This is a genomic window from Aeromonas sp. Y289-2 (genome assembly GCF_027705925.1).
GTDB classification, from domain to species: domain Bacteria; phylum Pseudomonadota; class Gammaproteobacteria; order Enterobacterales; family Aeromonadaceae; genus Aeromonas; species Aeromonas veronii.
Window position 1 is genome coordinate 113,414 of the sequence record NZ_JAPDCH010000012.1, and the last position, 25,653, is coordinate 139,066.

Here is a 25,653-nt window from a genome sequence, read left to right on the forward strand (position 1 = left end):
CTCATAAGCTCGGCCAACAAGCTGCCCATGTGTCATCAGAGCACCTCCAGCAAGTCGCGCAGATAAGGGCGCCCGGCCAGTTGCTCCGGGGTCAGCAGATCATCACGCAGGGCGCAAAGCAGCTGGCGGTAATCCTGTCCACAGCGGCGCAGGGCGGCGGGATCCTTGATCTTGTGGAACGAGTGGAGCACAAAGGGCGGCAACCAGTTCATGCCGCACAAGGTGGCAGCCTGCTGAAATGGCAGCAGAAAGTCGAGCAGCGGTCGGCTGTTATACCCCTCGCTGCAGTAGGACTCCGGCGCCCCGCCCGTGGTGATGGCGCTCAGCCACTGCTTGCCCTTGAGGGCATGAGCCTCGGGGCCGTAGGCATAGCCATACTCCAGCACCAGATCCATCCACTCTTTCATGATGGCCGGGCAGGAGTACCAGTAAAACGGGTGCTGAAAGACAATGATGTCATGCTCACAGAGCAGCGCCTGCTCCCGCTTCACATCGATAAACATATCGGGATAGTGCTGATAGAGGTCGTGAACCTTGACCCCCTCCAGCCCCTCAATCGCCTGCAACAGCTGCTTGTTGGCCCGCGAGCTCTGCAACGCGGGATGGGAAAAAATAACCAGAATGCGTTTCATGACCACATCACCCGAACAAAGCCTTGCGGTGCAAGGCGCGGTAAACAGAAAAGGGGAGTCTGGGGAGCTGCATCGTAAAGGTGCACAGGAAAGCGACCTTATCAGGAAGCGCCATAGCCTGCCAACTCGGGGATCAGCTCCCGCAGCGCCGGATTGAGGGTCTGGTGGGCGGGATAGCAGAGCCCAATCCGGCGAAACATCCGCGGTCCGCTCACCGGCAGGGTGCAAAGCCCCGCCTCATCCTCGACCAGCCCGTCCGGCAGAAAACTGATGCCGACCCCCGCCAGCACCAGCGCCATCACCAGCCCCTTGCTCTCGGCCTTGGCCACCAGATTGAGGGTAAGGCGGTCACAGGCCAGCAGGCCGATAGTCTGCTGATGGGCTTCGCAGGGCGGGCACTCAATAAAATCATAATGTTGCAGCTCGGCGAGCTCGATCCTTTCGCGACTTGCCAGGGGATGGTCGACCGGCACGCAGAGCACGTAATCCTCTTCCCAGAGCGGCAGAAAGACCTCGTCCTCCCGGCGCAGAGCGTCCAGCGTCAGCCGACAGTCGGCTGGCGTGCCGTAATCGGAGAGAGTGAGATCCAGCTCGGGCAGTACCGTCTGTACCCGTTGCAGCAACCCCGCCACCCGACGCCGGCTCAGGTCGGACATGATGGCGATATTGAGCCTCGCACGCGTCGCTTTCTGGCGAAACAGCTCCGGCAGACGGCGCGCCTCCTCCACCAGCTTGACCGCGTGGGGATAGAGATAGTGGGCCGGATCTTTCGCCACCACCCCCTTCTTGCCCCGGACAAACAGGCTGTCACCGAGCGCCTCTTCCAGCTGGCGCAATCCCGCCGAGAGGGAGGGCTGGCTGACGTGGCAGCGCTCGGCCGCCGCCGTGATGTTCTTCTCTTCATAGATGGCGATGAAGAAACGCAGCAATCTCAAGTCCAGCATAAACCAACCATAGTTTTTTCAGATGATAACCAGCGGAAAACAATATTTATCACTTATAGATGCAGTGACTATAGTGATTGGGTTCCGTGCTGGCCAGCCACCTGTTTGCTCAAACCGACTCTTGAATCAGAAGGAAAGACCCATGTCAAAATCTCTCGTCGTGATCACCGGTGCCTCTGCCGGGATCGGTGCCGCCATCGCCCGTGCCTTCTCTACTGCCGGTCATCCGCTGCTGCTGCTGGCCCGCCGGGTCGAGCCGATGCAGGCACTGAACCTGCCCGATACCCTCTGCATCGGGGTCGATGTGACCGACACCGCCGCCATGAAAGCCGCCGTCCAGCAGGCAGAAGCCAAATTTGGCCCGGTCGGCTGCATGGTCAACAACGCCGGCGTCATGCTGCTGGGTCAGGCCGATGTGCAGAATCCCGCCGAATGGCAGCAGATGCTCAACATCAACGTGATGGGGGTGCTAAACGGCGTCCACGCAGTGCTGGCAGGCATGAAGGAGCGCCGCAGCGGTACCATCATCAACATCAGCTCCATCGCCGGTCGCAAGACCTTCCCGAACCATGCTGCCTACTGCGCCACCAAGTTCGCCGTGCACGCCCTGACCGAGAACATCCGGGAAGAGGTGGCCGATGTCGGCGTGCGGATGGTGACCATTGCCCCGGGTGCGGTCGAGACCGAGCTGCTCAGCCACACCACTGACGAGAGCATCAAGGCCGGTTACCACGACTGGAAAGATCAGATGGGTGGCGTCATTGCGCCGGAAGTGATCGCCGATGCCGTGCTCTACGCCTGGAACCAGCCTGCCAACGTCTGCGTGCGCGAGATCGTGCTGGCGGCGACCCGTCAGCAACCTTAATCCTGGCTGACTGACACCATGGGGAGGGCTTGACCCTCCCCCGGGGCACAGGGTTACCATGTGCCCCTTGTTTTTTCCGAGTCATTCCATGGTTCTCACCCGTCGCCAACTCGCTCACGCCCGTCGCTGGCTCCCCTTGTGGAGTCTGGTGCTGGTGTTGATGTCGTTTGGCAGCCGGGCCGCAACCGACCTCTGTACCCTGACCACCCACTGCAGCCAGAGCGAGCGTACCCTGGAAAAAGCGATGCCCTGCGGCAGCTTTACCACCGCCCTCTCGATGACGCTGGTAGGCAGCGACAGCCTGACGGTCGCCGTGCTGGAACCGGATACCCCCGACTTCGCCCCCCCCTCTCTCTTTATGCCGGACGCCCCGTGCGAGCGGCTCGAACGCCCCCCACGCACCCGGACCTGAAACGCATCCCGTATCGGGCATCTTTTCTTTCAATCTGAGGTGAGTGATGTACAAACCCCTGTTACTGGCCATGCTGGCCGGTACCGTCAGCTTTTCGGCCCTCGCGGCCGAGAAGATGACCGTCTACAAATCCAAATATTGTGGCTGCTGCCAAAGCTGGAACGAGCACATGGAGCAGAATGGCTTCGAACTGGAAGTCATCGAAACCGAACAGCTCGGCGCAGTGAAGCAGCAATACGGTATCGCACCGGAACTGGCCTCTTGCCATACCGGTATCGTAAATGGCTATGTGATCGAGGGGCATGTACCGGCCGCCGATGTACAAAAGCTGCTCAGGGAAAAACCGGCGATCCGTGGCCTGACCATTCCGGGCATGCCCCAGAGTGCGCCGGGCATGGATATTCCGGGCCATCCCTATGAGGTACTGAGTATCAGCAACGAGGGCGCGACCAACCGCTGGTCGAGCTACCCAGGCTGACGAAAACTGGTCATGAGAGGGCACTCCCATATCATGTGAGGCACACCTGAGCGGACTCTTGCCGCTCATGGCCAGAAAGAGGGCCGCTATCGCGAGATAGCGGCTTTTTTTGATTACATTTCCTGCAATAACAAGGGATTGCTTGCAACCACCGGCAACAAGGGGCAGATTTAACGCCAATTCATGGAGCCGATGCTCAGGTCTACCAACCCTTTCCAGCGCCAAGGATGCGACATGTTTACCTTTTCCCGAGGAGTTCTGCTGCTAGCCTTTCTGACAGTTCTCCCCCCCACTTATGCCAATGAAGAGCCCGCCATGCTGACAAGCGAACATCCAATCCAGCCGCCCGTGGCCGCCAAACATCCCCGCACTCTGAAAAAACACGGGGATACCCGCATCGACAACTACTACTGGCTGCGTGACGACGAGCGGCAGAAGCCCGAGGTGTTGGACTATCTCAAGGCCGAGAACGCCTATACCGAGGCCATGCTCAAGCCGACCCAACCCCTGCGCGAACAGCTTTACAAAGAGATGGTCGCCCGCATCCCCCAGCAGGATGAGTCGGTACCCTATGTGAAGAACGGCTACCGCTACCAGACCCGCTATGAGCCGGGCAAGGAGTACGGGATCTACTCGCGCACCAAGCTCGGTGAAGAGCAGTCAAGTCTGCTGCTCGACAGCAACCTGCGGGCTGAAGGGCACGAGTTCTATGCCCTCGGCGCCCTTGAAGTGAGCCGCAACAACCGCTGGCTGGCGGTGGCGGAAGATTTCCTCTCCCGCCGTCAGTACCAGATCCAGTTCCTCGATCTGGAGAGCGGCCAGTGGGCCACCGACAAACTGGAAAATACCTCCGGCAATCTGGTGTGGGCCAACGACAACAAGACCGTCTTCTATGTGCGCAAGCACCCGCAGACCCTGCTTCCGTATCAGGTCTATCGCCACACGCTAGGGACGGATCCGGCCACGGACAAGCTGGTCTACGAGGAGAAGGATGACTCCTTCTACATCAGCCTCTACGCCACCACCTCGGAAGATTTCATCGTCATCGCCCTCTCCAGCACCACCACCGGCGAAGCGCGGCTGATCGATGCCAACCAGCCGGAGCACGCCCCCCGCCTGTTCCTGCCCCGCCAGGTGGATCACGAATACAGCCTGGATCACTACCGCGGCCGCTTCTATGTGCGCTCCAACAAGGACGGCAAGAACTTCGGCCTCTACGAAACCAAGGAGAGCCCGGTTGATCGCTGGAAGGCGGTGATTGCCCCCAATCCGGACGTGCTGCTGGAGAGCTACGCCCTGTTCAAGGATTGGCTGGTACTGGAAGAGCGCAACAAGGGGCTGACCCGACTGCGCCAGATCAACTGGCAGAGCGGTGACGAGAAGGAGATCGCCTTCGACGATCCCGCCTATGTCACCTGGCTCGCCTACAACCCGGAGCCGGATACCAGCGCCCTGCGCTATGGCTACTCCTCCATGACCACCCCCGCCTCTACCTATGAGCTGGATATGGCGAGCGGCAAGCGCACCCTGCTCAAGCAGCAGCCGGTGGCCGGCTTCAAGGCCGACCAGTACGCCAGCGAGCGGCTCTGGGTGACCGCCCGCGACGGCGTATCGGTGCCGGTGTCGCTGGTCTATCGCAAGGACAAGTTCAAGAAAGAGCAGGCCGATGCGCCCAAGAATCCGCTGCTGGTCTATGGCTATGGATCCTACGGCGCCAGCATGGATCCCGACTTCAGCAGCTCGCGCCTGAGCCTTCTGGACAGAGGCTTCGTCTACGCCATCGCCCATATCCGGGGTGGTGAAGAGCTGGGCCGTCACTGGTACGAAGATGGCAAGTTGCTGAAAAAGCAGAACACCTTCAATGACTTTATCGATGTCACCAAGGCGCTGGTTGAGCAAGGCTACGGGGCCAGGGATCAGGTCTACGCCATGGGCGGCAGCGCTGGTGGTCTGCTGATGGGGGCCGTCATCAATCAGGCGCCCCAACTCTATCGCGGCGTGGTGGCGCAGGTGCCATTCGTCGATGTGGTCACCACCATGCTGGACGAGTCGATCCCCCTCACCACCGGGGAGTATGACGAGTGGGGCAACCCGAACCAGAAGCGCTACTACGACTACATGAAGAGCTACAGCCCCTACGATCAGGTGAAGGCTCAAGCCTACCCCAACCTGCTGGTCACCACCGGGCTGCACGACTCGCAAGTGCAGTATTGGGAGCCCGCCAAGTGGGTCGCCAAGCTGCGCGAGCTGAAGACGGATGATAACAAGTTGTTACTGAACACCGACATGGACGCCGGCCACGGCGGCAAGTCGGGCCGCTTCAAAGCTTACGAGGATATCGCGCTGGAATACGCCTTTATCCTGGATTTGGCCACCCCGGCCAACTGATCTCTCATGACTCCGGCCCTTGTCATTCAAGGGCCGCATAAGAATCCTCTCGTAGTTTTTCCCTCTTCCATTTCCCTCCATATCAAATTAATCTTCGGCAAGAAAATGAATGATCGAGGTCATGTTTCTCAAGATTTAACTCCGCTATTTTGCCATTTCGTTTGATTTATGTTGGGTGAATGTGCTTAATCGGAGTGCTTGCAACTTTTTATTTGGCCCCTCAGGGGCCAATTTATCTTCGACCGACAGGAGGTCGGTAGCCTCACCACAGGATGAGGGTGACAGCCGGAAAGGGGGTGATCAACTCCCCCGCTTTCGCGCAACGAGAAGAGCGGGCAAGCCCGGCGCAGAACGGGATTGCCATCAATTTATCCGGGGATCGGATAAACAAAATCAAAGAAAAGGGAGAAAAAATGAAAGGATTAACTTTGGCATGCGCCCTGTCGGCGGCTCTGGTCGGTGTTTCATTCGGTGGTCCGGTACAAGCGCAGGAGCGCTTCGTGACCATAGGCACCGGCGGTCAGACCGGCGTCTACTATGTCGCTGGCCAGTCCATCTGCCGCTTCCTCAATCGCGGCGCCGCCGATCACCAGATCAAGTGCAACGCCCCGGCCAGTGGCGGTGGTGTTGCCAACGTCAATGGCATCCGCAGCGGTGAATTCAACTTCGGCATCATGCAATCCGACCACCAGTTCAAGGCGATGAAGGGGCTGCCACCGTTCCAGGCCGAAGGGGCCATGGACGATATGCGCGCCGTCTTCTCCCTGCAGAGCGAGGTGTTCACCATCCTGGCTCGCCGCGATGCCAAGATCGCCAGCTTCGACGATCTGAAGGGCAAGCGCGTCAACATCGGCAACCCGGGCTCCGGCCAGCGTGACACCATGGAAGAGATCATGGCGGTCAAAGGCTGGAAGAAGGGTGACTTCGGTCTGGTCTCCGAGCTGAAGCCGGCCGAACAGGCCTCCGCCCTCGGTGACAACAACATCGACGCCATGAGCTACTTCGTGGGTCACCCGAACGGCGCCATTCAGGAAGCTTCCACCACCACAGATGCAGTACTGGTACCTGTGACCGGCGCCGACATCGACAAGCTGCTGGCCGAGAAGAGCTACTACAGCAAGGCCGAGATCCCAGGCGGCATCTACAAGGGCAGCGACAAGCCGACCCCCTCCATCGGTGGCAAAGCGGTGCTCTCCACCAGCGCCAAAACCGATCCGGAAGTGGTCTATCAGCTGGTCAAGTCGGTGTTCGACAACCTGGATCGCTTCAAGCGCCTGCACCCTGCCTTTGCCGACCTGAAAGAGGCCGACATGATCAAGGTGGGTCTCTCTGCACCGCTGCATGAAGGGGCTGCCCGCTACTACAAAGAGCGCGGCTGGCTCTGATTGAAGGCCCCGGGGCCTTTGTCACTCTCTTCGACACCCGTCTGCCGCCTGATTGCGGGGGCGGGTGTCGCTCTTGTTGTACTCGTTGGCACAAGTTAACCCTATGCAAGATAAACAACTCTCTACCGAGGAACTGATCGCCCAGGATGTGGGCGCTCGCCTGCCGCTGGGCATCATGGGCTGGCTCATCACCGCACTGGCGCTGGCCTGGTCCCTGTTCCAGCTCTGGATCGCCTCGCCACTCCCCTTTATGGTGGGGTTTGGCGTACTCAATGACACCGAAACCCGCTCCATTCACCTCACCTTTGCCCTGTTGCTCGCTTTTCTGGTGTTCCCGGCATTTCGCTCCTCGCCGCGAGATCGGGTCCCCCTCGGTGATATCGCCCTCGGTCTGATCGCTGCTGGCGCCGCCTCTTACCTGTTTGTGATGTATGAAGCGCTGGCACTGCGTCCCGGCACCCTCACCACCGCCGATCTGGTAACCGCCTGCATCGGCATTCCGCTGCTGCTGGAAGCGGCGCGCCGCGCCCTGGGGCCAGCACTGGCGGTCATCGCCATCGTCTTTCTGGTCTACAGCCTGGCGGGCCCCTGGATGCCGGGACTGCTGGCACATCGCGGGGTAGGTTTCACCGCGCTGGCCAACCACCAGTGGATCACCACCGAAGGGGTGTTCGGCATTGCCCTTGGCGTCTCCACCAGCTTCGTGTTCCTGTTCGTGCTGTTCGGCGCCCTGCTGGAGCGGGCCGGTGCCGGTCACTACTTTATCCAGCTCGCCTTCAGCCTGCTCGGTCACCTTCGTGGCGGCCCGGCCAAGGCGGCAGTGGTCGCCTCCGGCCTGACCGGTCTGATTTCCGGCTCGTCGATTGCCAACGTGGTGACCACCGGCACCTTCACCATCCCGATGATGAAGAAGGTAGGCTTCAGTTCAGAGAAAGCGGGGGCGGTCGAAGTGGCCTCCTCGGTCAACGGCCAGATCATGCCGCCGGTGATGGGGGCAGCCGCCTTCCTGATGGTCGAATACGTGGGCATCCCCTATGTGGAGATCATCAAGCACGCCTTCCTGCCTGCCGCCATCTCCTACATAGCGCTGCTCTACATCGTCCATCTGGAGGCGTTGAAACTGGGCATGCAGCCCATCGGCAACCATCAACCCAAACCCTGGTTGCGTCGCCTGACCGGTTTTGCCTTTGGCACGGCCCTCATCAGCGGCCTGTCACTGGCGGTCTACTATGGCCTCGGCTGGCTCAAACCTGCTTTGGGTGACTACGCCCTGCCGGGGATCTCGGTACTGCTGGCTGCCACCTATGTGGCCCTGTTGAAGATCGCCGCCAGCAATGAACCACTGCCTGCCGAAGATCCCGACAAGCCGCTCACCGAGCTGCCCAACACCCGCGCCGTGCTGCTCTCCGGCCTGCACTTCCTGCTGCCGGTGGTGGTACTGGTGTGGTGCCTGATGGTGGAACGCCTCTCGCCGGGGCTGTCGGCCTTCTGGGGGACCGTGATGCTGGTGATCATCCTGCTGACCCAGCGCCCGCTGCTCAACTGGCTGCGCAAGGACGGCAAGCACGACTACGGCACCGTCGCTGACGGCGTGGTGGATCTGCGGGAAGGGCTGGTCGCCGGTGCCCGCAACATGATCGGTATCGGCATTGCCACCGCCACCGCGGGAATTATCGTGGGTGCGGTCTCCCAGACCGGGGTTGGTCTGGTGCTGGCGGATCTGGTGGAGTTCCTCTCCATGGGCAACCTGCTGCTGATGCTGCTGCTGACCGCCCTGCTGAGCCTGATCCTTGGCATGGGGCTGCCCACCACCGCCAACTACATCGTGGTGTCCAGCCTGCTGGCACCGGTGGTCGTGACGCTGGGGCAGCAAAACGGGCTGATCGTGCCGCTGATCGCGGTGCACCTGTTCGTCTTCTACTTCGGCATCATGGCGGATGTGACGCCGCCGGTGGGGCTGGCCTCCTTCGCGGCAGCCGCTGTCTCCAAGGGCGATCCCATCAAGACCGGGATCACCGCCTTCTACTACAGCCTGCGTACCGCAGCGCTGCCGTTCCTGTTTATCTTCAACACCGATCTGCTGCTGATCGACGTGGACTTCGCCCACGGGGTGCTGATCTTCATCGTGGCGACCATCGCCATGCTGATCTTCGCCGCCGCCACCCAGGGCTGGTTCCTGGTGAAGAGCCGCTGGTACGAGAGCGTGCTGCTGTTGCTGGTCGCCTTTACCCTGTTCCGCCCGGGTTTCTGGATGGACATGGTGCACGACCCCTATCGCGAGACCCCGCCTGCCCAGCTGGCCCAAACCATGGGTGAAGTGGAGGCGGAGAGCACCCTGCGGCTGCGGATCCTCGGTGAAGATGCAGTGGGCAAACCGCGCAAGTTCACCCTGCTGGTCGCCGTACCGGATGGGGCAAATGGCGAAGAGCGGCTGGCCAATCTGGGGCTGAGCCTCTATGAGCAGGATGGCAAGACGCTGATCGACAACGTTGCCTTTGGCAGCCCGGCCGCCACCATGGGACTGGAGTTCGATCAGGAGATCCTCACCGTCAAGGCGCCGACCGAGCGCTGGACCAAGGAGTGGATGTGGATCCCGGGCTTCCTGCTGTTCGGGGCGATCGTCTGGCTGCAGCGTCGCCGCAGCGTCAAGGCCGGCTAACCCACTGGGCAGATGAGACCGAGGGCCGCTATTGCGGCCCTCTTTTTATTGCCTTGCCCTCTGCGGCTCTTGTGATGAGCAACAGTCATGGAAAAAGGTAAACGGTGGCGAGCGGCCAAAAAAGTGGGGTGACATGTCCATGTCACCCCCTCGCAAATAGCATGTTCCATATTGGAGTCCGGCCGCTCCGGGTCTCTGTTTCACTTTCCGATAGTTCGCGACCCATCTGAAGTGCGCACCAATTGCAGCGATGCAACTGGCCAGCAACCCGTTACAACCTTCGTCCACACGGCAGACAGGCCGCCGTGTTTGTCCTTGCAACTGAAATATTACGCATAAAAACAAAATAAAAAACGTTTTTATGCTAATTCCATTCACATCAGAGTATAAAAAACAGCCTTATCATCACCACTAAATTGTTATAAAACAGCAAGATAGATTCATGCATGGTTATTCACCCGCAAGGGGCATCAGCAATGGCTTACAAGGCTTTGCGAGATCTCGCACAAAAAATGGCCGCCTCACAGCCAACGCCGCAGTGGCAACCAGTCGCTCAGGCGGGCTATCAGCCGCCTTGACCACCCTTCGGGTTTGCGCGGCAATCCACCCGCCTGCTCCTGCCAGCGAGCCAGCCACATTCGCAGCGCCTCGCAGATCGGCGGGCAGTGCAGATGCAGCATCAGCTCGGTATTGAGAAACAGCGAGCGGGGATCGAGGTTGAGGCTGCCAAAAAGCGCCCGCTCCTCCCCCAGCAGGATCAGTTTGGCGTGCAGGCTGCCGTGGCCATGGTCAAACTCGGCGACCCGGATCCCGCGGCGCAGCAACCAGCCGAGATAACGTTGGTAGGCGCCATAGACCAGCGGCACATCGGTGCTGGCCAACGAGTTGGTGAGAATGTCGATGGCGACCCCCTGCTGGCGCAGCCGCGCCAGACGGTGCCGAAATCCGCGAGTAAGGATGAGGTAAGGGGTCACCAACCCCAGCGAGCAGGGATTGTCAGCCAGCTGGCGCCAGAGCTGACGGGCAGTGGTGGGACGGGAGATAAGCCCCTTGCCGGGACGGTCGAACCACACCTCGGCCCGCCCCTCATGCCATTGCAGCGGCAAATCGCGCTCGTCAAACAGCGCCGCAGGCAGATCGTAGACCGTCGCCACCGCCGGATCCGTCATGGTAAACAGGAAGTCGTTGACCACCTCTATTTCGGCGGGCAGCAGCTCGCGGCGCAGCAGATGACGGATGGGGTGACTCCAGCGGCTGTGCCAGAACTGCTCGAACCCCTGCGCCATCTGCTGGCACAGTCCCCCCTGACAGGCGAGATCGAGATCCACAAAGGGGGCTTGCGGATCCAGACCGAAGTAACGATCGCCGATGTTGCGCCCGCCAATCAGCGCCAGCTTGCCATCCACCAGCAGCAGCTTGTTGTGCATCCGGTGGTTGATGCGGCGAAAGCTGAGCAGTCCCTCCAGCAGCAGTGCCAGCGGGCGCCAGCCCCGCAGCCAGAAGGGGTTGAACAGCCGCACCTCGATCCCCGGGTAGTGAGCCACCATCTCCAGAAAGCGGTTGTCACCGGCATAGAGATCATCCACCAGCAGCTGTACCTTGACGCCACGCCGGGCGGCGTGGAGCAGCTCGCTCAGCAGCAGCTTGCCGCTGCTGTCCTCTTCCCAGCTGTAGTACTGCGCCTGGATCCGCTCGCGGGCATGACGGATCCAGTGGCAGCGCACCTTGAGCGCCAGCAGGGGATCGTCGATCAGGGCAAAGGATCCGGGGATCATGGTGTCATCCTGCTGTCATGGCCGGGTGTCATAACGCTGGCGAGCCTCTTCACATATTCAAAAGGAGTTGCTGATGGAACTGCATGATACCCCGATGTTGCGCTATCTGGGCCAGCTCAGCCAGCCAGATCTCATCCCGGCCACCGGCCCTGCTCACTGGTTTTTGCAACACAGGGACGGTGGCTGGCAATTGCCGACCGTGCAGGCGACCCTGCCGGTCAACCGGCTCAGGGCTGAGCCGCTTCGATAGCGGCAGCCTTGCCCTCGATCTGGGGCAGGCTGAAACGATAGGCCACGTAGTACTTGTAGATGGTGCCGACATAGTTGATCGGCCCCTGTCCGACTTCGTTGGCCACCAACTGATCCACGTTGCCGAACCAGACGTTGGGATCGAGCCCCAGCTTCTCCGCCTTGCCTCGCAGCACCTGCACCCGGTTCGGCCCGGCGTTGTAGGCGGCGAGGGCAAACAGGTGGCGATTGAGCCGATCCAGCTTGGGATCATTGAAGTAGGTATCGAGGATCAACCGCATGTAGCGGCAGGCGGCCTCCACATTTCCCTCCAGCGTGGTGAGTCTGGCGCCGTTGATGCCGACTTCCCGCCCTGTGCTGGGCAGCAGCTGCATGAGGCCCACGGCCCCCTTGGGCGAACGCGCCTTGGGATTGAGGCCGGACTCCTTGTAGCCAAGCGCCGCCAGCATCAGCCAGTCGAGATCGTATTGATTGGCGTACTTCTCCAGCACCTTGCGAATGGTCGCGAGGCGCCCCATGGGATCCGGCGCCAGGATATTGCTCATCTGATCGCTGCGAACCAGCAAGCGGCGCAGGGTCATGTCACTGTAGAGGCTGTTGCGGCTGACACTCGCCAGATAGCCATTGACCGCCTTGAGCAGCTCGGGGCTGTTCTTGCGCAGCGCCCAGGCACTGGTGCCGTTGCTGCGCAGGGGGATCAACTTGTGGGCCTTGAGGCCGGAGATCATGCCACCCAGCCAGATCCTCCCCTTGTAGCTGTCGGTCACCGTCAGGGGAATAATGCCAGCGGCCACCATCTCCAGCAGATCGCCATCCTGCAGATATTCGGGCACCGTTTCGATATAGACGGGGGGCAACCCCAGCTCGCGAAACAACCAGTTGAGCTGGCGCAGACTCTCGTAGTAGCTGGAGCTGGCGCGCACCCAGACCCGCCTGCCGGAGAGCTGGGTAATACGGCTGAAGGCGGGCAGGCTCTGCTGGCTCACCACCCACTCCTCGATGGAAGAGATGAGCGGCCGGGAGAAGGCCACCTGTTCACGCCGGGTCGGGGTCACCGTCATGGTCGCCGCCACCAGATCGCCGCGCCCCTCGGTCAGATAGTCCAGCAGCTTGTCCTGACGCACCGGGATGTAGACCACCTTGAGTTTGACCTTCTCTTTGGCGAGATAGGTCTTGTTCAGCCAGCGTTCGAACCCTTGCAGCTGATTGACCAGAATACCGTACTGGGCGCCGCGATCGAGAAAGTAGAAGCCGCGCTCATAGACCACCAGAGCCCTGAGTTCGCGCTTTTGCAGAATGCTTTCGAGGTCCCCGGGTTGGGGCAGACGCTGTGGCTTGAGTTCAGCCGCGAGCAGGGGAAAACAGCAGAGGGCCAGCAGCGCCCAGATCCAGCGTCGCATCACGATGGCTGCCCCTGTGCTGAGGTCACGCCTGCTGCCTGTTGGCAGCACGGATCACGATAGAGGGTGGGATTGGGGGCAGAGATCCATCGCTGCGTCATGATGTTTGCGCCTTCTGTTGGCCGACTCGCGCCGGGCAAAAACGTCTGTGGGATAGAGTAACTATAGAACGCCGACCCACAGCAGAAGGGTCAACACGGCAGGCAAACCTGCCGCGTTATCAGACAACTCAGATAGAGCGAGCCCGCATTTCGAAAATCAGTTTTTCGGCGGTGCAGGTGAATTGCAGGCGGGCTTTCAGGATCACGCCATTAGCGCCCTGAGTCAGTTCGCTGCTCACTTGAGCTTCGGCAGTGACCTGTTTGGCCAGTGCTTCATAGGCAGCCAGCTTGGCGCGGGCATCAGCCTCGGCAGCGGCTTCAATCACCAGATCCATCACATCGTCGCCTTCGCCGATGATGGTGCCGATCTCGGCAAAACAGCCGCAGCTGTCACAGGTTTCGTTCAGTTCAACTTTCTCGTCTACAGACATTTTCTACTCCTACTGCTTATTTCGGATGATTTGCGTCGTCACGCATCGCCTTGCGAAAATCTTTGATGGCGGTACCCAGATCCTCACCTGCACTGGCAAGACGCTTGCTGCCGAAGACCAGCACAACGACCAGCAAGAGGATCAGCATATGCCAGATATGAATTCCACCGAGTCCCATAGGGATACTCCCTCACAAAGAGATATCTGTTACTTGTATCAAAATAGAGCGCAGGGATTGTTGGGCAAAATCAAGGCAGGTGCAAGTGAGCAAATAAATCATAGCCAAAAAATAGGGCGACCCTGAGGTCGCCATATTGATTGTGCTACATGTCCCCTCAACCGCTACATCCTGTACCAGTGGTTCATGCGAACCTGAGACCATTCGAGGATAAGATCGCCAAGATATGAAAACAAATGGTATAAATTCATCTTAGAATTGAAGAGGATTCATATCATGCTGCTGGAACAACTGGGTCGCATCGACCTCAATTTGCTGATTATCCTGCAGGTACTGCTGGAAGAGCGCAACGGCAGCAAGGCGGCACGCCGCCTTCATCTGAGCCAGTCCGCGGTCAGTAAAGCCCTCGGCCGTCTGCGCGATACCTTCAATGATCCCCTCTTCATCCGCTCTGCCTACGGGCTGGAACCCACCGGCCGAGCCCTTGCGCTGCAACAACAGTTGCAACCCATCCTGCTGTCGCTGGACAACCTGATCCAGCCGCCCGAGTTCGACCCCGCCAGCTCGGAGCGGGAGTTCGTCATCGCCAGCATGGACAGCGCCTTCACCCTGTTTGCCCCGCTCTACCTGAGCGAGCTGAAGCGGCAGGCACCACGGATCCGCTTGCGTTACGAGGAGTGGACCGAGAACAGTCTGACCGAGATGAGTCAGGGTCAGGTGGACATCGCCTTCGCGGTGCGGGAAAACTGCATCAGCTCCGATTATCGGCTCGATACCCTGCCCGACAGCATCTGTCAGCGAGTGCTGGCGGTCGATGATCTCACCTGTCTGGTGCAGCAGCACCACCCCGCGCTGCGAGAGCCCAACTGGAATCTGGAGCACTACCTCAGCTATCCCCATGTGCAGACTTACTGCGAGGGGCGAGACCGCTGGATGCTGGATCACAAGCTGGCAGAGCAGGATCTCTACCGGCGTATCGAGGCAACCGTCCCCTCCTTCGAGGCGGCACTGCGGATGGGGATGCACTCCGACATGATAGTGACCCTCTCCAGGCTCTACGCTCGCCACGCCACCCAGGTCTATCCGCTGTTGCAGTTGCCGCTGCCCATCGGGTTGGACAGCATCTCCCATCTGCTCATCTGGCATCAGCGTCACAGCGAGGATCCGGGCCACCGCTGGCTGCGGGAATTGCTGCTCTCCCTCATCATGAGCAAACTGGAACCCGCTGCGACCACTCACGGGTGACGGCACGCCTTCTCGGCGGCACAAAAAACGGGGCTCTGCGTAGCCCCGTTTCATTCACTTCAAGATGTAACTCACTCAGCCCTGACCGGTCACCGCCAGATAGTGATGTACCCCGTCCAGCAACATCTGGACCGAGATCATCACCAGCAGCATCCCCATCAGCCGCTCCACCGCAGTGAGCCCCCGCTCACCCAGCAGCTTGTTGAATACCTCGTAGAACATCAGGATCACCGCGCTGGCAGCCCAGGCCAGAAAGAGTGCCAGCGACCAGTCCACCATCCGGGTCGGCTCCTGATTGGCCAGCAGCATCAAAGAAGCCAAGATAGAAGGACCAGCGATCATCGGGATCGCCATCGGCACCAGGAAGGGCTCCTCGCCCGCCGCCAGCCCGGTCACGCCCCCCTCACTCGGGAAGATCATCTTGATGGCGATCAGGAACAGGATAATGCCCCCCGCAATGCTGACCGCCTCCTGCCGCAAGTTGAGGAAACCGAGGATCTGCTGACCGACGAACAGGAACAGCATCATGATGGCCAGCGAGAAGATCAGCTCGCGCACCATCACCTTGCGGCGTCGCTTGGGATCGATATGACGCAGAATAGAGAGGAAGACCGGCAGGTTGCCCAGCGGGTCCATGATCAGAAACAGCATGACTGCGGCAGAAAAAGTATCCATACAACGCCCGGGCTACGCCCTGAATAGGGAAAAGAGAGGGGGCGAAATATAGCAAAGGGCGAAGAATTGAGCGAGCGCCATGATGCGCTCGCAGCGGGATTAACCGTGGTTGCAGATCTTGTCGGCGCGGGTCTGGAAACCCTCGGCGGAGTCGATGAATTTGCCGCGGGCAGCCAGAAAGTCGATCAGCGCTTCTGCATCCATCTCGCTGGCGCTGCAGGTATGAAAACGGGCCTCGGCACCGAACCGCTCGGCCATCGCCTGCTTCAGGCTGGCACGGGTAAATTGCCCTCCTTGCGCCAGCATCATCTCCATCACTTCGTGACCATGAACCGATTGCGACATCTCTCACCTCAATAATGAACATATTTAATGCCAATTAAATATCTCCCCGCCCGAAGAGATCTTGATATAGGCCAATAAATTGCGCATTTCCTGGTCAGGGGAGTGGTCACCGCCACCGCTTTGTCGATAATGTGGCAACCCGCGTCAGGGATCGCTACACTGGCGCCCCTTTTTGGCCATCGCAGACAATGTATAAGGATATTGGCGTCATGCTGTTCCATGGAGAGGCTCTCAAGCCTTGGCAGATCTGGACCCGCCGACCACTCTGGCTCAAGACCCTGCTCGGCATGCTGACAGGGGTGGGTCTGGGTGTCGGCTTTGAAGAGCAAGCCCTGCTGCTCAAGCCCCTTGGTGTCTTGTTCGTCAACACCATCCAGATGCTGATGGTGCCCCTCATTTTCTGCTCGGTCATCGCCGGCCTCACCTCGCTGCTCAAGGGCAAGGCCCTCGATCGCATCGGCAGCAAAGCGATCTGCCTCTACTTCTGCTCCACCGCCATCGCCATTTGCATCGGCCTGATGATGGGCTGGCTGCTGGAGCCCGGCATGGGCGCCGACATGGGCCCCTATGAGCGGATCGGTATGTCGGAACCACCCACTCTGGCCAGCGTGCTGAGCCATCTGGTGCCGAGCAACCCGGTACAGGCGATGGTGGATGGCAAGATCCTGCAAGTAATCGTCTTTGCGGTGGCGCTGGCGGTCGCCCTAAACGCCAGCGGTCGCCGTGGCCGTCCCGCCATCCTCTTCTTCACCTCGCTGGCCGAGGGGATGTTCAAGCTGACCCAGATGGTGATGGCGCTCGCGCCTTACGGTGTCTGCGCCCTGATGGCCTGGATGACCGGCAAGTACGGTCTCGACCTGCTGCTGCCGCTGCTCAAGGTGATCGGCGCCGTCTACCTCGGCTGTCTGCTGCACGTGCTCGGGGTCTACAGCACCCTGCTGCTCCTGCTGGCACGGCTCAATCCGCTGCACTACTTCAAGAGCATCGTTGACGCTCAGGCGGTGGCCTTCACCAGCAGCTCCAGCAACTCCACCCTGCCCATCAGTCTGGCCTGCGCCGAGAAGCGGCTGGGAGTCTCTCCCGCCATCACTGCCAAGGTGCTGCCCATCGGCGCCACCATCAACATGGATGGCACCGCCCTCTATCAGGGAGTGACTGCGCTGTTCGTAGCTCAGGCATTCGGTGTGGATCTGCACATGGTCGATTACCTGACCATCATCAGCATCGCCACCCTGGCCAGTATCGGCACCGCTGGCACCCCGGGCACCGGGTTGATGCTGCTGACCCTGACCCTGACGGCGGTGGGCTTGCCGCTGGAAGGGGTGGCACTGATTGCAGGCATTGACCGGATCCTCGACATGGCGCGCACCACGGTCAATGTTTCGGGGGATATTCTGGTGTCGGTACTGATCGCCCGCAGCGAAAACGAGCTGGATCTGGCGACCTATCACGATGCCAGCGCAGGGGAAGATATCGAGTTCCCGCCGCGCTAGCGGAAGAGAGATCAGCTGTCGTGGGGATCGTGGTGACAGCGCCAGCAGACGTCGAAGTTGGCGCCGTTCTCCTCCCCGCACTGACCGCACAGCCAGCCGTTACCCTGACGCTGCTGGTAACGCTCGATGACCCGTCCTGCCTTGCTGCGATCCTCGGCCCGCACCATCAGGGTCACCTGCAACATGTCGACCGGCAGTTCGCCAAGGGCGCCAGACAGCCCCTCGCCATTGAGGCGCACCAGCACCCCTTCCGCCTCCAGCGCCCCTTTCAACGCGTGCGCCTCCAGGGTGTGTGAGGCGCGATAGAGATTGATCCAGTTATCCATAGCTCCCCCTTACAACAACTTGTCGATGCCAAACTCGGCACCGTTCTCAATCATGAAATCGATGAATGCCCGCAACTTGCGCGGCATCAGTTGCCGCTCCGGAAACAGCAAATAAATCGGCACCCTGGGCTGCTGCCACTCTGGCAGCAGGATCACCAATTCGCCGCTGGCCAGCTCATCCTGACAGAGCATAGCGGGTAACGAGGCCAACCCCAGCCCCGCCTTCGCCGCCTCCCGGGCACAGGTAATATTATTGACCCGAAAACGGGATGGGGGGTCAACCAGCACCTCTCTGCCATCCAGCTCGAAACACCAGTGAGAGGCGAGAAACCCGCTACTTACCGTCACCCGCTCGTGGTTGGCCAGATCCTCCGGCCGCTCGATGACCGGACTACGGGCCAGATAGTCCGGGCTGGCACAGAGCAGCCTCCCGGTGCTCCAGAGTCGGCGCGCAGCCAGATTGGAGTCGCTCATGTCGCCAATCCGCACCACCGCATCCAGCCCTTCACTGATGGGATCCACCACCCGGTTGGTCAGTTCCAGCTCCACCTGCAGGGCGGGATAGGCCTGCAAAAACTTGGCGACCAAGCGCCCAACCACCAGTTGCCCCGTCTCGATAGGCACCGCCAGTTTGAGCGTGCCGGTTACCTCCTGCTGGCTGGCGCTCAGCATGAGCTCGGCTTCGGTCAGGGCATCGACCGCCTTGCTACAGTGCAGATAGTACTTCTCCCCTTCCTCGGTCAAAGTGAGCTGACGAGTGGAGCGATAGAGCAGACGCACTCCGAGCCGCTGTTCCAGTTCGGCGATGCGGCGGCTGACCATCGCCTTGGTCATCCCCAGCTCGCGGGCGGCCCCCGTAAACGAGCCCTTGTCGACGATACGCACCAGAATTAACGCGGCATTGAGATCCATTGTTGCACCAGTGAAACTGTATATCTCGTGAACCAATACTAATCGAAACAGTTGACCAGTGTTAGCCTGCGCCCCTTAAGTTCAGGAATCACAAAAATGAGTCAACACAAGAAAATTCCCCTGCTGGCAGCCATGATACTGGCTCTGCTCGGTCTGCTGTTCGCCGGTTACTGGTATCTTCACGGCCGCTATTTTGAAAGCACCGACAACGCCTATCTGCAAAGTGAAGTGACCGGGATCAGCTCCAAGCTGCCCGGTTATATCCGCGAAGTGCTGGTCACCGACAACCAGCCGGTCAAAGCGGGCCAACTGATTGCTCGGCTCGATGATCGCGAATACAAAACCAGGGTCGCGGAGGCCGAAGCCGACCTGCGCCTCAATCAGGCGACGGCCGAAAATCTGGCTGCCACCCGCACCCAACAACTGAGCCTGATCCAGCAAGCCGAGGCCAAGGTCGCCTCCGCCAAGGCCGAACAGCTGCGTGCCAGCCAGCAGGTCAACCGGATCAGTCAGCTCAACCAGCGCCACTACAGCTCGCAAGACAGTCTGGACGAGGTGCGTGCCGGCCTGCAGGTCAATCAGGCGCAAGCCCGGGAGGCCCAAGCCGCCCTGCAGGCGGCCCGTGAACGACTGCTGGTACTGGATGCCGAGCGCAAACAGAATCTGGCCAAGCTGGCATTGAGCGAAGCACAACTGGAGCAGGCCAAGCTGGAGCTAGGTTATACCGAGCTGCGGGCGCCGGCCGATGGCATCATCGGCAAGCGCAGCCTGCGGGAAGGGCTCTACGTCCAGTCCGGTATGCAGGTCGCCAGCCTGGTGCCGCTGCAGCAGGTGTGGGTCGAGGCTAACTTCAAGGAGACCCAGCTCGCCCATATGCAGCCGGGCCAGAAGGTCGAAGTTGTGCTCGATGCCTACCCGGATCAACCGGTCGAGGGGATCATCGACAGCCTGGCCCCGGCCACCGGCGCCAAGTTCGCCCTGCTGCCACCGGAGAATGCCACCGGCAACTTCACCAAAATCGTGCAGCGGGTACCGGTCAAGATCCGCATCCCCGAGCCGGGCCCGCTGGCAGGCAAGCTGCTGCCGGGTCTCTCCACCGAAGTGATCGTGGATACCCGTACCCCTGATCCCGTGGTGGCTGCCAACTGATGGAACCCATTCCACGTCGCAACTGGATCGCGGTCATGGGGGGCCTTATCGGCGCCTTCATGGCCATCCTCGATATCCAGATCACCAATGCCTCCCTGAAGGATATTCAGGGTGCCCTGTCGGCCACCCTGAGCGAAAGCTCCTGGATCTCCACCTCCTATCTGGTGGCGGAGATGATCGCCATCCCCCTGAGCGGCTGGTTGAGCCGGGGGTTGAGCGTGCGCCGTTACCTGCTCTGGACCACCGGCGCCTTTATCGCTGCCTCCGTGCTCTGCTCGTTCAGCTGGAACCTCACCAGCATGATCGTCTTCCGGGCGCTGCAAGGCTTCACTGGCGGGGCGCTGATCCCGATGGCCTTCTCCCTCATCGTCACCCTGTTGCCGTTACAGAAGCGGGCCACCGGCATGGCGCTGTTTGGCCTCTGCGCCACCTTCGCCCCCGCCATCGGCCCAACCCTCGGCGGCTGGCTCACCGAGCAGATGTCGTGGCACTACATCTTCTATCTCAACGTGCCGCCAGGATTGCTGGTGATGGCCATGCTGGCCCACGGGCTTGATAAAAAACCGGTGGACTGGGCCGTGATCAAGCGGGTGGATCTCATCGGGATTGTCACCATGGCGCTTGGCCTCGGCTTGCTGGAGGTGGTACTGGAAGAGGGCAACCGGGAAGACTGGTTCGGCTCAAGCTTCATCGTGCGACTGGCAGTCATTTCGGCGGTGGCGCTGGTGTTCTTCGTCATCAGCCAGCTGATCCGCCGTCACCCGCTGGTCAATCTGCGGCTGCTGCACAACCCGCGCTTCGCGCTGGCCTGCTTCGCCTATCTGATCCTCGGCATGGCGTTGATGGGCTCCATCTATGTGCTGCCGCTCTACATGACCCAGATCCACAACTACAACGCGCTGGAAATCGGCGAGGTACTGATGTGGATGGGGCTGCCGCAACTGCTGGTGTTACCGCTGGTGCCCAAACTGACCCACAAGATAGACCCGCGCTATCTGGTGAGTTTCGGCTTCCTGATCTTCGCCGTCAGCTGCTTTATGAACGTCAACATGAGTGCCGACTACGCCGGGCCGCAGCTGATCCAGTCACTGATCGTGCGGGCGCTGGGGCAGCCCTTCATCATGGTGCCGCTCTCCCTGGTCGCCACCGCCAGCCTGAGCCACGACGAGATCCCCTCCTCCTCGACCCTGCTCAACGTGCTGCGCAACCTCGGTGGCGCGTTCGGTATCGCCATCATCGCGACCCTGCTCGACAACGATACCCGCACCCATGTGCTGCAGATTGGCAGCACTCTGGCCGCCAGCAGTATCGAGGGGCAAAACTATCTGCTGCAACTGGCCCAGAGCATGATGGCGCAGGGTTCAGGCCCCGAGATTGCCCAGCAGCAAGCACGGGCCATGCTGGCCAATACCATCAACCGGGAGGCGGCCATCATGGCCTACAACCAGGTGTTCTACATCATGGGGATCTTCCTGCTGATCGCCAGCGGCCTGATGCTGTTGCTCAAATCCCCCGCCCCACGGGCAGCGGATGCCGAACCGCTAGAGGCGTGAAAAACGCCGGGCATAAAACGAAAAACGGGCCAATGCCCGTTTTTCGTTATCTGTTACCTGCACTCAACCAGAAGGTGTTATCCCGCCAGCGACCCTGCAATCAGGAATTGCGCTGCGAAGTAGCTGCTCATCACCCAGGCGCGGGCGTGGGGAAAGGGGCGACGGAAGCGATCGAGCGCCAGCATGCTGTCGGAGAAGAGGAACATCAGCGCCCCCACCAGAGCGGCGGCCGAACCAGCAGTGAGAGAGGCGTGCCAGGCACCTGCGGCCACCCAGGCCATGCCGATGATCACCAGCATGTAGCAGAAGACCGGGATCCGCATCTCCCCCAGCTTGCCCCACAGCAGGCCGAATACCATGCCGGCGATCAGCAACAGCAGCAAACCATCCACCAGATTGAGCAGCAATGGTCCTTGGGCAAAACCGACGATATAGCAGAGATGCGCGACAAGAAATGCCGCCAACCCCTGAATGAAGCGATCGCTTGGCAGCATCAGCAGCACATCGCCCGCCAGCGAGAGACAAAGGCCAAGCAGGATCCAGGCGTGTGAACCGTCGTGGTCATAACTCTGGTAGCCGAACGCCAACGCGATGATAAGCAACATGGTCAGTGGCTTGCTGATATAGAACTGGCGGCTGTCTGAACCGTAGGCAGCACGGATGTGCCACCAACCTGAAGCGATGATCAAGAAACTCAATAACATGCCCTGCTCCTCACCTGTTGCTCGCAGTCATACGGCAACCGTTTTTATCATGGTGCAGGGTAACAAATTCCCTCCCCCAGTGGCAGGGGTGCTTATCAAATGGGCAGGCTAAGCCTAAAGTCTAATTGCCGCACCGAGTGGTTCAGGGCATAAGTGACGGGTCTGGAGGATCACCATGGAAGAAGCTATGAAGAACTATCTGCCCGCCATCGATATCATGATGTGCCATCTGGGGATCAGCTTTGAGCAGGCCTGTGAACAACTGGGTCTTAGCCAGCAGGAGCAACAGGCACTGGATCAGCTGCAGCAGCAACAGCAGAGCCAAGCCAACTAAGCCCTCCCGTTATTGGATATCATGATGCGCCATCTGGGGATCTGCTTTGAGCAGGCCTGCGAACAACTGGGTCTCAGCCAGCAGGAGCAACAGGCACTGGATCAGTTGCAGCAACAGCAGAGCCAAGCCAACTAACTTGAGTTGAATCATGAAAGAGAAGACCGCCAGCAGGCGGCCTTCTCTTTTAGTCTCGGTGATAACCAGACGGCATCATGCAATACCTGCCAGCAGGCGACTCCAGTTGCGTTTACCTGCGATAAAGCCATCCCGCAGAGCCCGGTACTCTAGTTGCAGCTTGAGGCGGTCATAGCGCGCCAGCGCCTTGCGCTTGCGCAGCTCCAGCAGCCGCTTGCGACTGGCGTAATAGTGTTGCAACTGCTGGCTCAGCTTGTCGTACTCCTCCTGCAGCAGCGCCTGCCACAGTTCGCGATCTTCCTGCTTGCGCAACTTGGCTTGTGCCCGTTTCAGCTGCATCTGCAGCCGGGCCTGCTCGATACGCTCCTCCGGCGAGGATCTGAGATCCCCCGCCAGACCACACCAGGAGGCGAGCCGGATCAACCACTTGGTCGGATCGAACTGCCACCAGTGAATGCCGTTGCGGTAGTCATTCTCGAACAGGTGGTGAAAGTTGTGGTACCCCTCGCCAAAGGTGAAAAAAGCCAGGATGCCGTTATCGCGAGCGGTATTGCGGTCGGTATAAGGCTGACTGCCCCAGATATGGGCCAGCGAGTTGATGAAGAAGGTGGTGTGGTGAGTCATCACCATCCGCAGTACGCCCGCCAACAGCAACATGCCGAGCAGATCTCCGTGGATCAGACCAAACAGCAGCGGCAGCCCCAGATTGGTCGCCAGCACCAGTGTCAGATAGTGACGGTGCTGAAACGCGACCACCGGGTTGTTCTGCAGATCACGCACATTGCTGTAATCGCCATAGCGATCTCCTTGATGCTCCCGCAACATCCAGCCGATGTGGGAATACCAGAAGCCGCGCCCCGCGCTGTAGGGGTCTTTATCGTTGTCATCCACATGACGATGGTGACGGCGGTGATCGGCCGACCAGTGCAGGGCAGAATTCTGCAGCGCCAACGCACCGCCGATGGCAAACAACCACTGCAAAGCGGGGTGCGCCTTGTAGGCCTTGTGCGACCAGAGCCGGTGATAGCCTGCGGTGATGGAGAGACCACTCAGGCAGAACAACAACAGGAAACTGGCCCACTGCCAGAGATCGTAACCGTGGCTCATGCCGTACCAGGGTACGACAATCAACGCCACTATCCCGGAGAGGGAAAACAGCAGGGTATTAGTCAAAATAATGGGGGGTCTGGCCATCTCATTGCATCCTTTCAGCGAACAGCTGTTAGCCATTTTCTATGGTGATTTCCTCACGGTCAATGGTAAAAAAGTAGGATACAAACCTGATCCTGAGGCGCCTTCGGGTTATCATTTGTCCTCGTTAAGCTGAAGGTGACTGATTTCGTGGGTATTCGCGCTCAACAAAAAGAAAAAACCCGGCGTACATTGATCGATGCTGCGTTCAGCCAACTGTGCGCCAATCGGAGTTTCTCCAATCTCAGCCTGCGGGAAGTCGCTCGCGAAGCGGGTATCGCGCCCACCTCTTTCTATCGCCACTTTCGCGATATGGAGGAGCTGGGCCTGACCCTGGTTGACGAAGGAGGCCTTACCCTGCGCCAACTGATGCGCCAGGCACGCCAGCGCATTGCCGGTGGTGGCAGTGTCATCAGCACCTCGGTGCAGACCTTTATGGAGTTCGTCGAGAACAACCCCAACATCTTTCGGCTGCTGCTACGGGAACGCTCCGGCACCTCGGCCGCCTTTCGTCAGGCGGTGGCTCGCGAAATCCAGCACTTCATTGCCGAGCTAACCGATTATCTGGAAGCCACCACCGAAGCACCACGGGAAGATGCCTACATCCAGGCAGAAGCCATGGTTACCATCGTCTTCAGTGCCGGTGCCGATGCGCTCGACATGACCAGCGAAGAGTGCCGGGCACTCTCCGACCGAACAATTCGCCAACTGCGGATGATCGCCATGGGCGCCGAGGTACAAAACCAGAAGCGCCGTGAACCTCACCCATGACCACAGGATGGAGAACGACATGCCTGAACAGCTTATGATCCCGAAAAAACCGCTCGCCATGGCCATGCTGATTGGTATCTGTGGCGATGCCTCTCTGGCCGTGCTGACCAACTCGGTCGTGCCCTTCTCCTTCTTCCCGCTGATTGCCCTCTGGCTGGCGGCCTATCAGCTGTTCCAGCACTATCGCCATGAACCCATGGTGGGCAACACCCCCATCTGCACCCTGCTCTGCTTCTTTATCGGTGTCTTCGGCCACTCCGCGCTGCTCAAGGTGCAATACCCGGAGCTTGGCAGCAACTTTTTCTCCCTGATCATGATGCTGCTGTTACTGGCGGCCCTCTCCATCAAGCTCGGCCTGAGCATTGGCAACAAAGAGAAGCGCTGATAAATCGACCGAGTGATGGTAATCAGTTGATAGATAAAGCAAAGAGGCCTTCCCGTCGGGAAGGCCTCTTTGCTTGAACGGTACCTGATTAATCCGGCAATCTCGGTATTCCCAACCTAGCCAAACGGCTTGGCTTCAAGATCGACGTGCAAATGGAAGAGGGGGGGGTCAATATGGAGCTGCCCTGTAGTCAGCAGGCAGCAGAAGCCTGATTTGGCCGCCTCTAGACTCGCTCAAATGGCTGTGAATGAAACTGATAGGGCTCGGATATAGCCAGAAAATGATGGAAATAACCGGCTATCTGGCACTCTTACTTGTCAGGGAAAAGCCAGATATTGGTGGTTTAACGCGCTAAAAATACAAAGGCCCGGTCGTGAAGCCGGGCTTTTGTATTCGTTCTGGTATGCAAACCTGTGGGTCTTATGGACAAAAACGCCCATAGCAAAAAGGCCTTCCCAATCGGGAAGGCCTTCAAATTAGTGGCGGAGCGGACGGGACTCGAACCCGCGACCCCCGGCGTGACAGGCCGGTATTCTAA

The 25,653-nt window shown here is 59.8% G+C and carries 26 protein-coding genes; 14 read left to right on the forward strand and 12 right to left on the reverse strand.

Annotated features, from left to right (window positions below):
* Positions 1-35 precede the first annotated feature (35 nt).
* Both kefF and OKC43_RS16845 read right to left on the reverse strand, forming a co-directional pair.
* Entirely contained in the window at positions 36-632 is a 597-nt protein-coding gene (gene kefF, locus OKC43_RS16840) for a glutathione-regulated potassium-efflux system oxidoreductase KefF (protein ID WP_236272287.1), read from the reverse strand.
* Between the two features lie 101 nt (positions 633-733).
* Positions 734-1,576, reverse strand: a complete 843-nt coding sequence (locus tag OKC43_RS16845; RefSeq protein WP_236272286.1) for a LysR family transcriptional regulator — start codon at positions 1,574-1,576, stop codon at positions 734-736.
* Positions 1,577-1,718: 142 nt separating this feature from the next.
* Between OKC43_RS16845 and OKC43_RS16850 the strand changes: the two genes are divergently transcribed.
* The 6 genes from OKC43_RS16850 (at position 1,719) to OKC43_RS16875 (ending at position 9,763) form a co-directional block, all read left to right on the forward strand.
* On the forward strand, positions 1,719-2,441 hold the full coding sequence (locus OKC43_RS16850) for an SDR family oxidoreductase (RefSeq protein ID WP_236272285.1): 723 nt from the start codon (positions 1,719-1,721) through the stop codon (positions 2,439-2,441).
* A gap of 88 nt (positions 2,442-2,529) precedes the next feature.
* A complete protein-coding gene (locus OKC43_RS16855; protein ID WP_236272284.1) occupies positions 2,530-2,853 on the forward strand; it encodes a hypothetical protein in 324 nt (107 codons plus the stop codon).
* Positions 2,854-2,899: 46 nt separating this feature from the next.
* The gene (locus tag OKC43_RS16860) at positions 2,900-3,331 is read left to right on the forward strand and encodes a DUF411 domain-containing protein (RefSeq protein WP_005339953.1); all 432 of its coding nucleotides are present in this window, start codon (positions 2,900-2,902) and stop codon (positions 3,329-3,331) included.
* Positions 3,332-3,565: 234 nt separating this feature from the next.
* Positions 3,566-5,719 (forward strand): S9 family peptidase, encoded by a 2,154-nt coding sequence (locus tag OKC43_RS16865; protein WP_236272283.1) that lies wholly within the window; start codon positions 3,566-3,568, stop codon positions 5,717-5,719.
* A gap of 413 nt (positions 5,720-6,132) precedes the next feature.
* On the forward strand, positions 6,133-7,104 hold the full coding sequence (locus OKC43_RS16870) for a TAXI family TRAP transporter solute-binding subunit (RefSeq protein WP_005339950.1): 972 nt from the start codon (positions 6,133-6,135) through the stop codon (positions 7,102-7,104).
* Between the two features lie 103 nt (positions 7,105-7,207).
* Positions 7,208-9,763, forward strand: a complete 2,556-nt coding sequence (locus OKC43_RS16875; protein WP_236272282.1) for a TRAP transporter permease — start codon at positions 7,208-7,210, stop codon at positions 9,761-9,763.
* A gap of 521 nt (positions 9,764-10,284) precedes the next feature.
* Here OKC43_RS16875 and OKC43_RS16880 read toward each other — a convergent pair.
* Positions 10,285-11,538, reverse strand: a complete 1,254-nt coding sequence (locus OKC43_RS16880) for a phospholipase D-like domain-containing protein (protein WP_236272281.1) — start codon at positions 11,536-11,538, stop codon at positions 10,285-10,287.
* Between the two features lie 73 nt (positions 11,539-11,611).
* Between OKC43_RS16880 and OKC43_RS16885 the strand changes: the two genes are divergently transcribed.
* The gene (locus OKC43_RS16885) at positions 11,612-11,788 is read left to right on the forward strand and encodes a hypothetical protein (RefSeq protein ID WP_005339947.1); all 177 of its coding nucleotides are present in this window, start codon (positions 11,612-11,614) and stop codon (positions 11,786-11,788) included.
* On the opposite strand, the gene OKC43_RS16890 is transcribed toward OKC43_RS16885, so the two are convergent.
* From OKC43_RS16890 to tatA, 3 genes are all read right to left on the reverse strand, one after another.
* The gene (locus OKC43_RS16890; RefSeq protein WP_236272280.1) at positions 11,766-13,187 is read right to left on the reverse strand and encodes a lytic transglycosylase F; all 1,422 of its coding nucleotides are present in this window, start codon (positions 13,185-13,187) and stop codon (positions 11,766-11,768) included. The two genes, OKC43_RS16885 and OKC43_RS16890, sit on opposite strands and share 23 nt — an antisense overlap.
* A 229-nt stretch (positions 13,188-13,416) precedes the next feature.
* Complete coding sequence (locus tag OKC43_RS16895; protein ID WP_005339945.1) at positions 13,417-13,719, reverse strand: YfcZ/YiiS family protein; 303 nt, start codon at positions 13,717-13,719, stop codon at positions 13,417-13,419.
* A gap of 16 nt (positions 13,720-13,735) precedes the next feature.
* The gene (gene tatA, locus OKC43_RS16900) at positions 13,736-13,897 is read right to left on the reverse strand and encodes a twin-arginine translocase TatA/TatE family subunit (protein WP_005339944.1); all 162 of its coding nucleotides are present in this window, start codon (positions 13,895-13,897) and stop codon (positions 13,736-13,738) included.
* Positions 13,898-14,173: 276 nt separating this feature from the next.
* Between tatA and OKC43_RS16905 the strand changes: the two genes are divergently transcribed.
* Positions 14,174-15,142, forward strand: coding sequence for a LysR family transcriptional regulator (locus OKC43_RS16905; protein WP_005357635.1), 969 nt, complete (start codon positions 14,174-14,176; stop codon positions 15,140-15,142).
* A gap of 75 nt (positions 15,143-15,217) precedes the next feature.
* Here the strand turns inward: OKC43_RS16905 and OKC43_RS16910 are convergent, their stop codons facing one another.
* Positions 15,218-15,817, reverse strand: coding sequence for a YhgN family NAAT transporter (locus OKC43_RS16910; protein ID WP_236272279.1), 600 nt, complete (start codon positions 15,815-15,817; stop codon positions 15,218-15,220).
* Positions 15,818-15,916: 99 nt separating this feature from the next.
* A complete protein-coding gene (locus OKC43_RS16915) occupies positions 15,917-16,162 on the reverse strand; it encodes a YecH family metal-binding protein (protein WP_005357633.1) in 246 nt (81 codons plus the stop codon).
* 209 nt (positions 16,163-16,371) lie between these two features.
* Here OKC43_RS16915 and OKC43_RS16920 point away from each other — a divergent pair, with 209 nt between their 5' ends.
* Positions 16,372-17,655: a dicarboxylate/amino acid:cation symporter gene (locus OKC43_RS16920; RefSeq protein ID WP_005348522.1), complete on the forward strand. Its 1,284-nt coding sequence runs from the start codon at positions 16,372-16,374 to the stop codon at positions 17,653-17,655.
* Positions 17,656-17,666: 11 nt separating this feature from the next.
* Here the strand turns inward: OKC43_RS16920 and OKC43_RS16925 are convergent, their stop codons facing one another.
* Both OKC43_RS16925 and OKC43_RS16930 read right to left on the reverse strand, forming a co-directional pair.
* Positions 17,667-17,981, reverse strand: a complete 315-nt coding sequence (locus tag OKC43_RS16925; protein WP_005339933.1) for a putative signal transducing protein — start codon at positions 17,979-17,981, stop codon at positions 17,667-17,669.
* Between the two features lie 9 nt (positions 17,982-17,990).
* Positions 17,991-18,893: a LysR family transcriptional regulator gene (locus tag OKC43_RS16930; RefSeq protein ID WP_019444678.1), complete on the reverse strand. Its 903-nt coding sequence runs from the start codon at positions 18,891-18,893 to the stop codon at positions 17,991-17,993.
* A 96-nt stretch (positions 18,894-18,989) separates the two neighbouring features.
* Here OKC43_RS16930 and OKC43_RS16935 point away from each other — a divergent pair, with 96 nt between their 5' ends.
* Both OKC43_RS16935 and OKC43_RS16940 read left to right on the forward strand, forming a co-directional pair.
* Positions 18,990-20,042 carry an HlyD family secretion protein gene (locus OKC43_RS16935; protein WP_005357630.1) on the forward strand — a complete coding sequence of 351 codons (1,053 nt, stop codon included), beginning with the start codon at positions 18,990-18,992 and terminating at the stop codon, positions 20,040-20,042.
* Entirely contained in the window at positions 20,042-21,595 is a 1,554-nt protein-coding gene (locus tag OKC43_RS16940) for a DHA2 family efflux MFS transporter permease subunit (RefSeq protein ID WP_236272278.1), read from the forward strand. Before OKC43_RS16935 ends, OKC43_RS16940 begins: the two co-directional genes overlap by 1 nt.
* 77 nt (positions 21,596-21,672) lie before the next feature.
* Here the strand turns inward: OKC43_RS16940 and OKC43_RS16945 are convergent, their stop codons facing one another.
* On the reverse strand, positions 21,673-22,299 hold the full coding sequence (locus OKC43_RS16945; protein ID WP_005348507.1) for a lysoplasmalogenase: 627 nt from the start codon (positions 22,297-22,299) through the stop codon (positions 21,673-21,675).
* Between the two features lie 175 nt (positions 22,300-22,474).
* On the opposite strand from OKC43_RS16945, the gene OKC43_RS16950 reads away from it, so the two are divergent.
* Positions 22,475-22,633, forward strand: a complete 159-nt coding sequence (locus OKC43_RS16950) for a hypothetical protein (protein WP_139462383.1) — start codon at positions 22,475-22,477, stop codon at positions 22,631-22,633.
* Positions 22,634-22,843: 210 nt separating this feature from the next.
* Here OKC43_RS16950 and OKC43_RS16955 read toward each other — a convergent pair whose 3' ends face one another.
* On the reverse strand, positions 22,844-23,962 hold the full coding sequence (locus OKC43_RS16955) for a fatty acid desaturase (protein WP_236272277.1): 1,119 nt from the start codon (positions 23,960-23,962) through the stop codon (positions 22,844-22,846).
* Positions 23,963-24,109: 147 nt separating this feature from the next.
* On the opposite strand from OKC43_RS16955, the gene fabR reads away from it, so the two are divergent.
* Together fabR and OKC43_RS16965 are read left to right on the forward strand one after the other, a co-directional pair.
* Positions 24,110-24,730 carry an HTH-type transcriptional repressor FabR gene (gene fabR / locus OKC43_RS16960; protein ID WP_005339921.1) on the forward strand — a complete coding sequence of 207 codons (621 nt, stop codon included), beginning with the start codon at positions 24,110-24,112 and terminating at the stop codon, positions 24,728-24,730.
* A 19-nt stretch (positions 24,731-24,749) separates the two neighbouring features.
* On the forward strand, positions 24,750-25,115 hold the full coding sequence (locus OKC43_RS16965; RefSeq protein WP_005348493.1) for a YijD family membrane protein: 366 nt from the start codon (positions 24,750-24,752) through the stop codon (positions 25,113-25,115).
* Positions 25,116-25,653 lie beyond the last annotated feature (538 nt).

Bases quoted from the DNA above. Each gene is read 5' to 3' on its own strand.
- kefF (WP_236272287.1), bottom strand. From the start codon at position 632: ATGAAACGCATTCTGGTTATTTTTTCCCATCCCGCGTTGCAGAGCTCG.
- OKC43_RS16845 (WP_236272286.1), bottom strand. From the start codon at position 1,576: ATGCTGGACTTGAGATTGCTGCGTTTCTTCATCGCCATCTATGAAGAG.
- OKC43_RS16850 (WP_236272285.1), top strand. From the start codon at position 1,719: ATGTCAAAATCTCTCGTCGTGATCACCGGTGCCTCTGCCGGGATCGGT.
- OKC43_RS16855 (WP_236272284.1), top strand. From the start codon at position 2,530: ATGGTTCTCACCCGTCGCCAACTCGCTCACGCCCGTCGCTGGCTCCCC.
- OKC43_RS16860 (WP_005339953.1), top strand. From the start codon at position 2,900: ATGTACAAACCCCTGTTACTGGCCATGCTGGCCGGTACCGTCAGCTTT.
- OKC43_RS16865 (WP_236272283.1), top strand. From the start codon at position 3,566: ATGTTTACCTTTTCCCGAGGAGTTCTGCTGCTAGCCTTTCTGACAGTT.
- OKC43_RS16870 (WP_005339950.1), top strand. From the start codon at position 6,133: ATGAAAGGATTAACTTTGGCATGCGCCCTGTCGGCGGCTCTGGTCGGT.
- OKC43_RS16875 (WP_236272282.1), top strand. From the start codon at position 7,208: ATGCAAGATAAACAACTCTCTACCGAGGAACTGATCGCCCAGGATGTG.
- OKC43_RS16880 (WP_236272281.1), bottom strand. From the start codon at position 11,538: ATGATCCCCGGATCCTTTGCCCTGATCGACGATCCCCTGCTGGCGCTC.
- OKC43_RS16885 (WP_005339947.1), top strand. From the start codon at position 11,612: ATGGAACTGCATGATACCCCGATGTTGCGCTATCTGGGCCAGCTCAGC.
- OKC43_RS16890 (WP_236272280.1), bottom strand. From the start codon at position 13,187: ATGCGACGCTGGATCTGGGCGCTGCTGGCCCTCTGCTGTTTTCCCCTG.
- OKC43_RS16895 (WP_005339945.1), bottom strand. From the start codon at position 13,719: ATGTCTGTAGACGAGAAAGTTGAACTGAACGAAACCTGTGACAGCTGC.
- tatA (WP_005339944.1), bottom strand. From the start codon at position 13,897: ATGGGACTCGGTGGAATTCATATCTGGCATATGCTGATCCTCTTGCTG.
- OKC43_RS16905 (WP_005357635.1), top strand. From the start codon at position 14,174: ATGCTGCTGGAACAACTGGGTCGCATCGACCTCAATTTGCTGATTATC.
- OKC43_RS16910 (WP_236272279.1), bottom strand. From the start codon at position 15,817: ATGGATACTTTTTCTGCCGCAGTCATGCTGTTTCTGATCATGGACCCG.
- OKC43_RS16915 (WP_005357633.1), bottom strand. From the start codon at position 16,162: ATGTCGCAATCGGTTCATGGTCACGAAGTGATGGAGATGATGCTGGCG.
- OKC43_RS16920 (WP_005348522.1), top strand. From the start codon at position 16,372: ATGCTGTTCCATGGAGAGGCTCTCAAGCCTTGGCAGATCTGGACCCGC.
- OKC43_RS16925 (WP_005339933.1), bottom strand. From the start codon at position 17,981: ATGGATAACTGGATCAATCTCTATCGCGCCTCACACACCCTGGAGGCG.
- OKC43_RS16930 (WP_019444678.1), bottom strand. From the start codon at position 18,893: ATGGATCTCAATGCCGCGTTAATTCTGGTGCGTATCGTCGACAAGGGC.
- OKC43_RS16935 (WP_005357630.1), top strand. From the start codon at position 18,990: ATGAGTCAACACAAGAAAATTCCCCTGCTGGCAGCCATGATACTGGCT.
- OKC43_RS16940 (WP_236272278.1), top strand. From the start codon at position 20,042: ATGGAACCCATTCCACGTCGCAACTGGATCGCGGTCATGGGGGGCCTT.
- OKC43_RS16945 (WP_005348507.1), bottom strand. From the start codon at position 22,299: ATGTTATTGAGTTTCTTGATCATCGCTTCAGGTTGGTGGCACATCCGT.
- OKC43_RS16950 (WP_139462383.1), top strand. From the start codon at position 22,475: ATGGAAGAAGCTATGAAGAACTATCTGCCCGCCATCGATATCATGATG.
- OKC43_RS16955 (WP_236272277.1), bottom strand. From the start codon at position 23,962: ATGGCCAGACCCCCCATTATTTTGACTAATACCCTGCTGTTTTCCCTC.
- OKC43_RS16965 (WP_005348493.1), top strand. From the start codon at position 24,750: ATGCCTGAACAGCTTATGATCCCGAAAAAACCGCTCGCCATGGCCATG.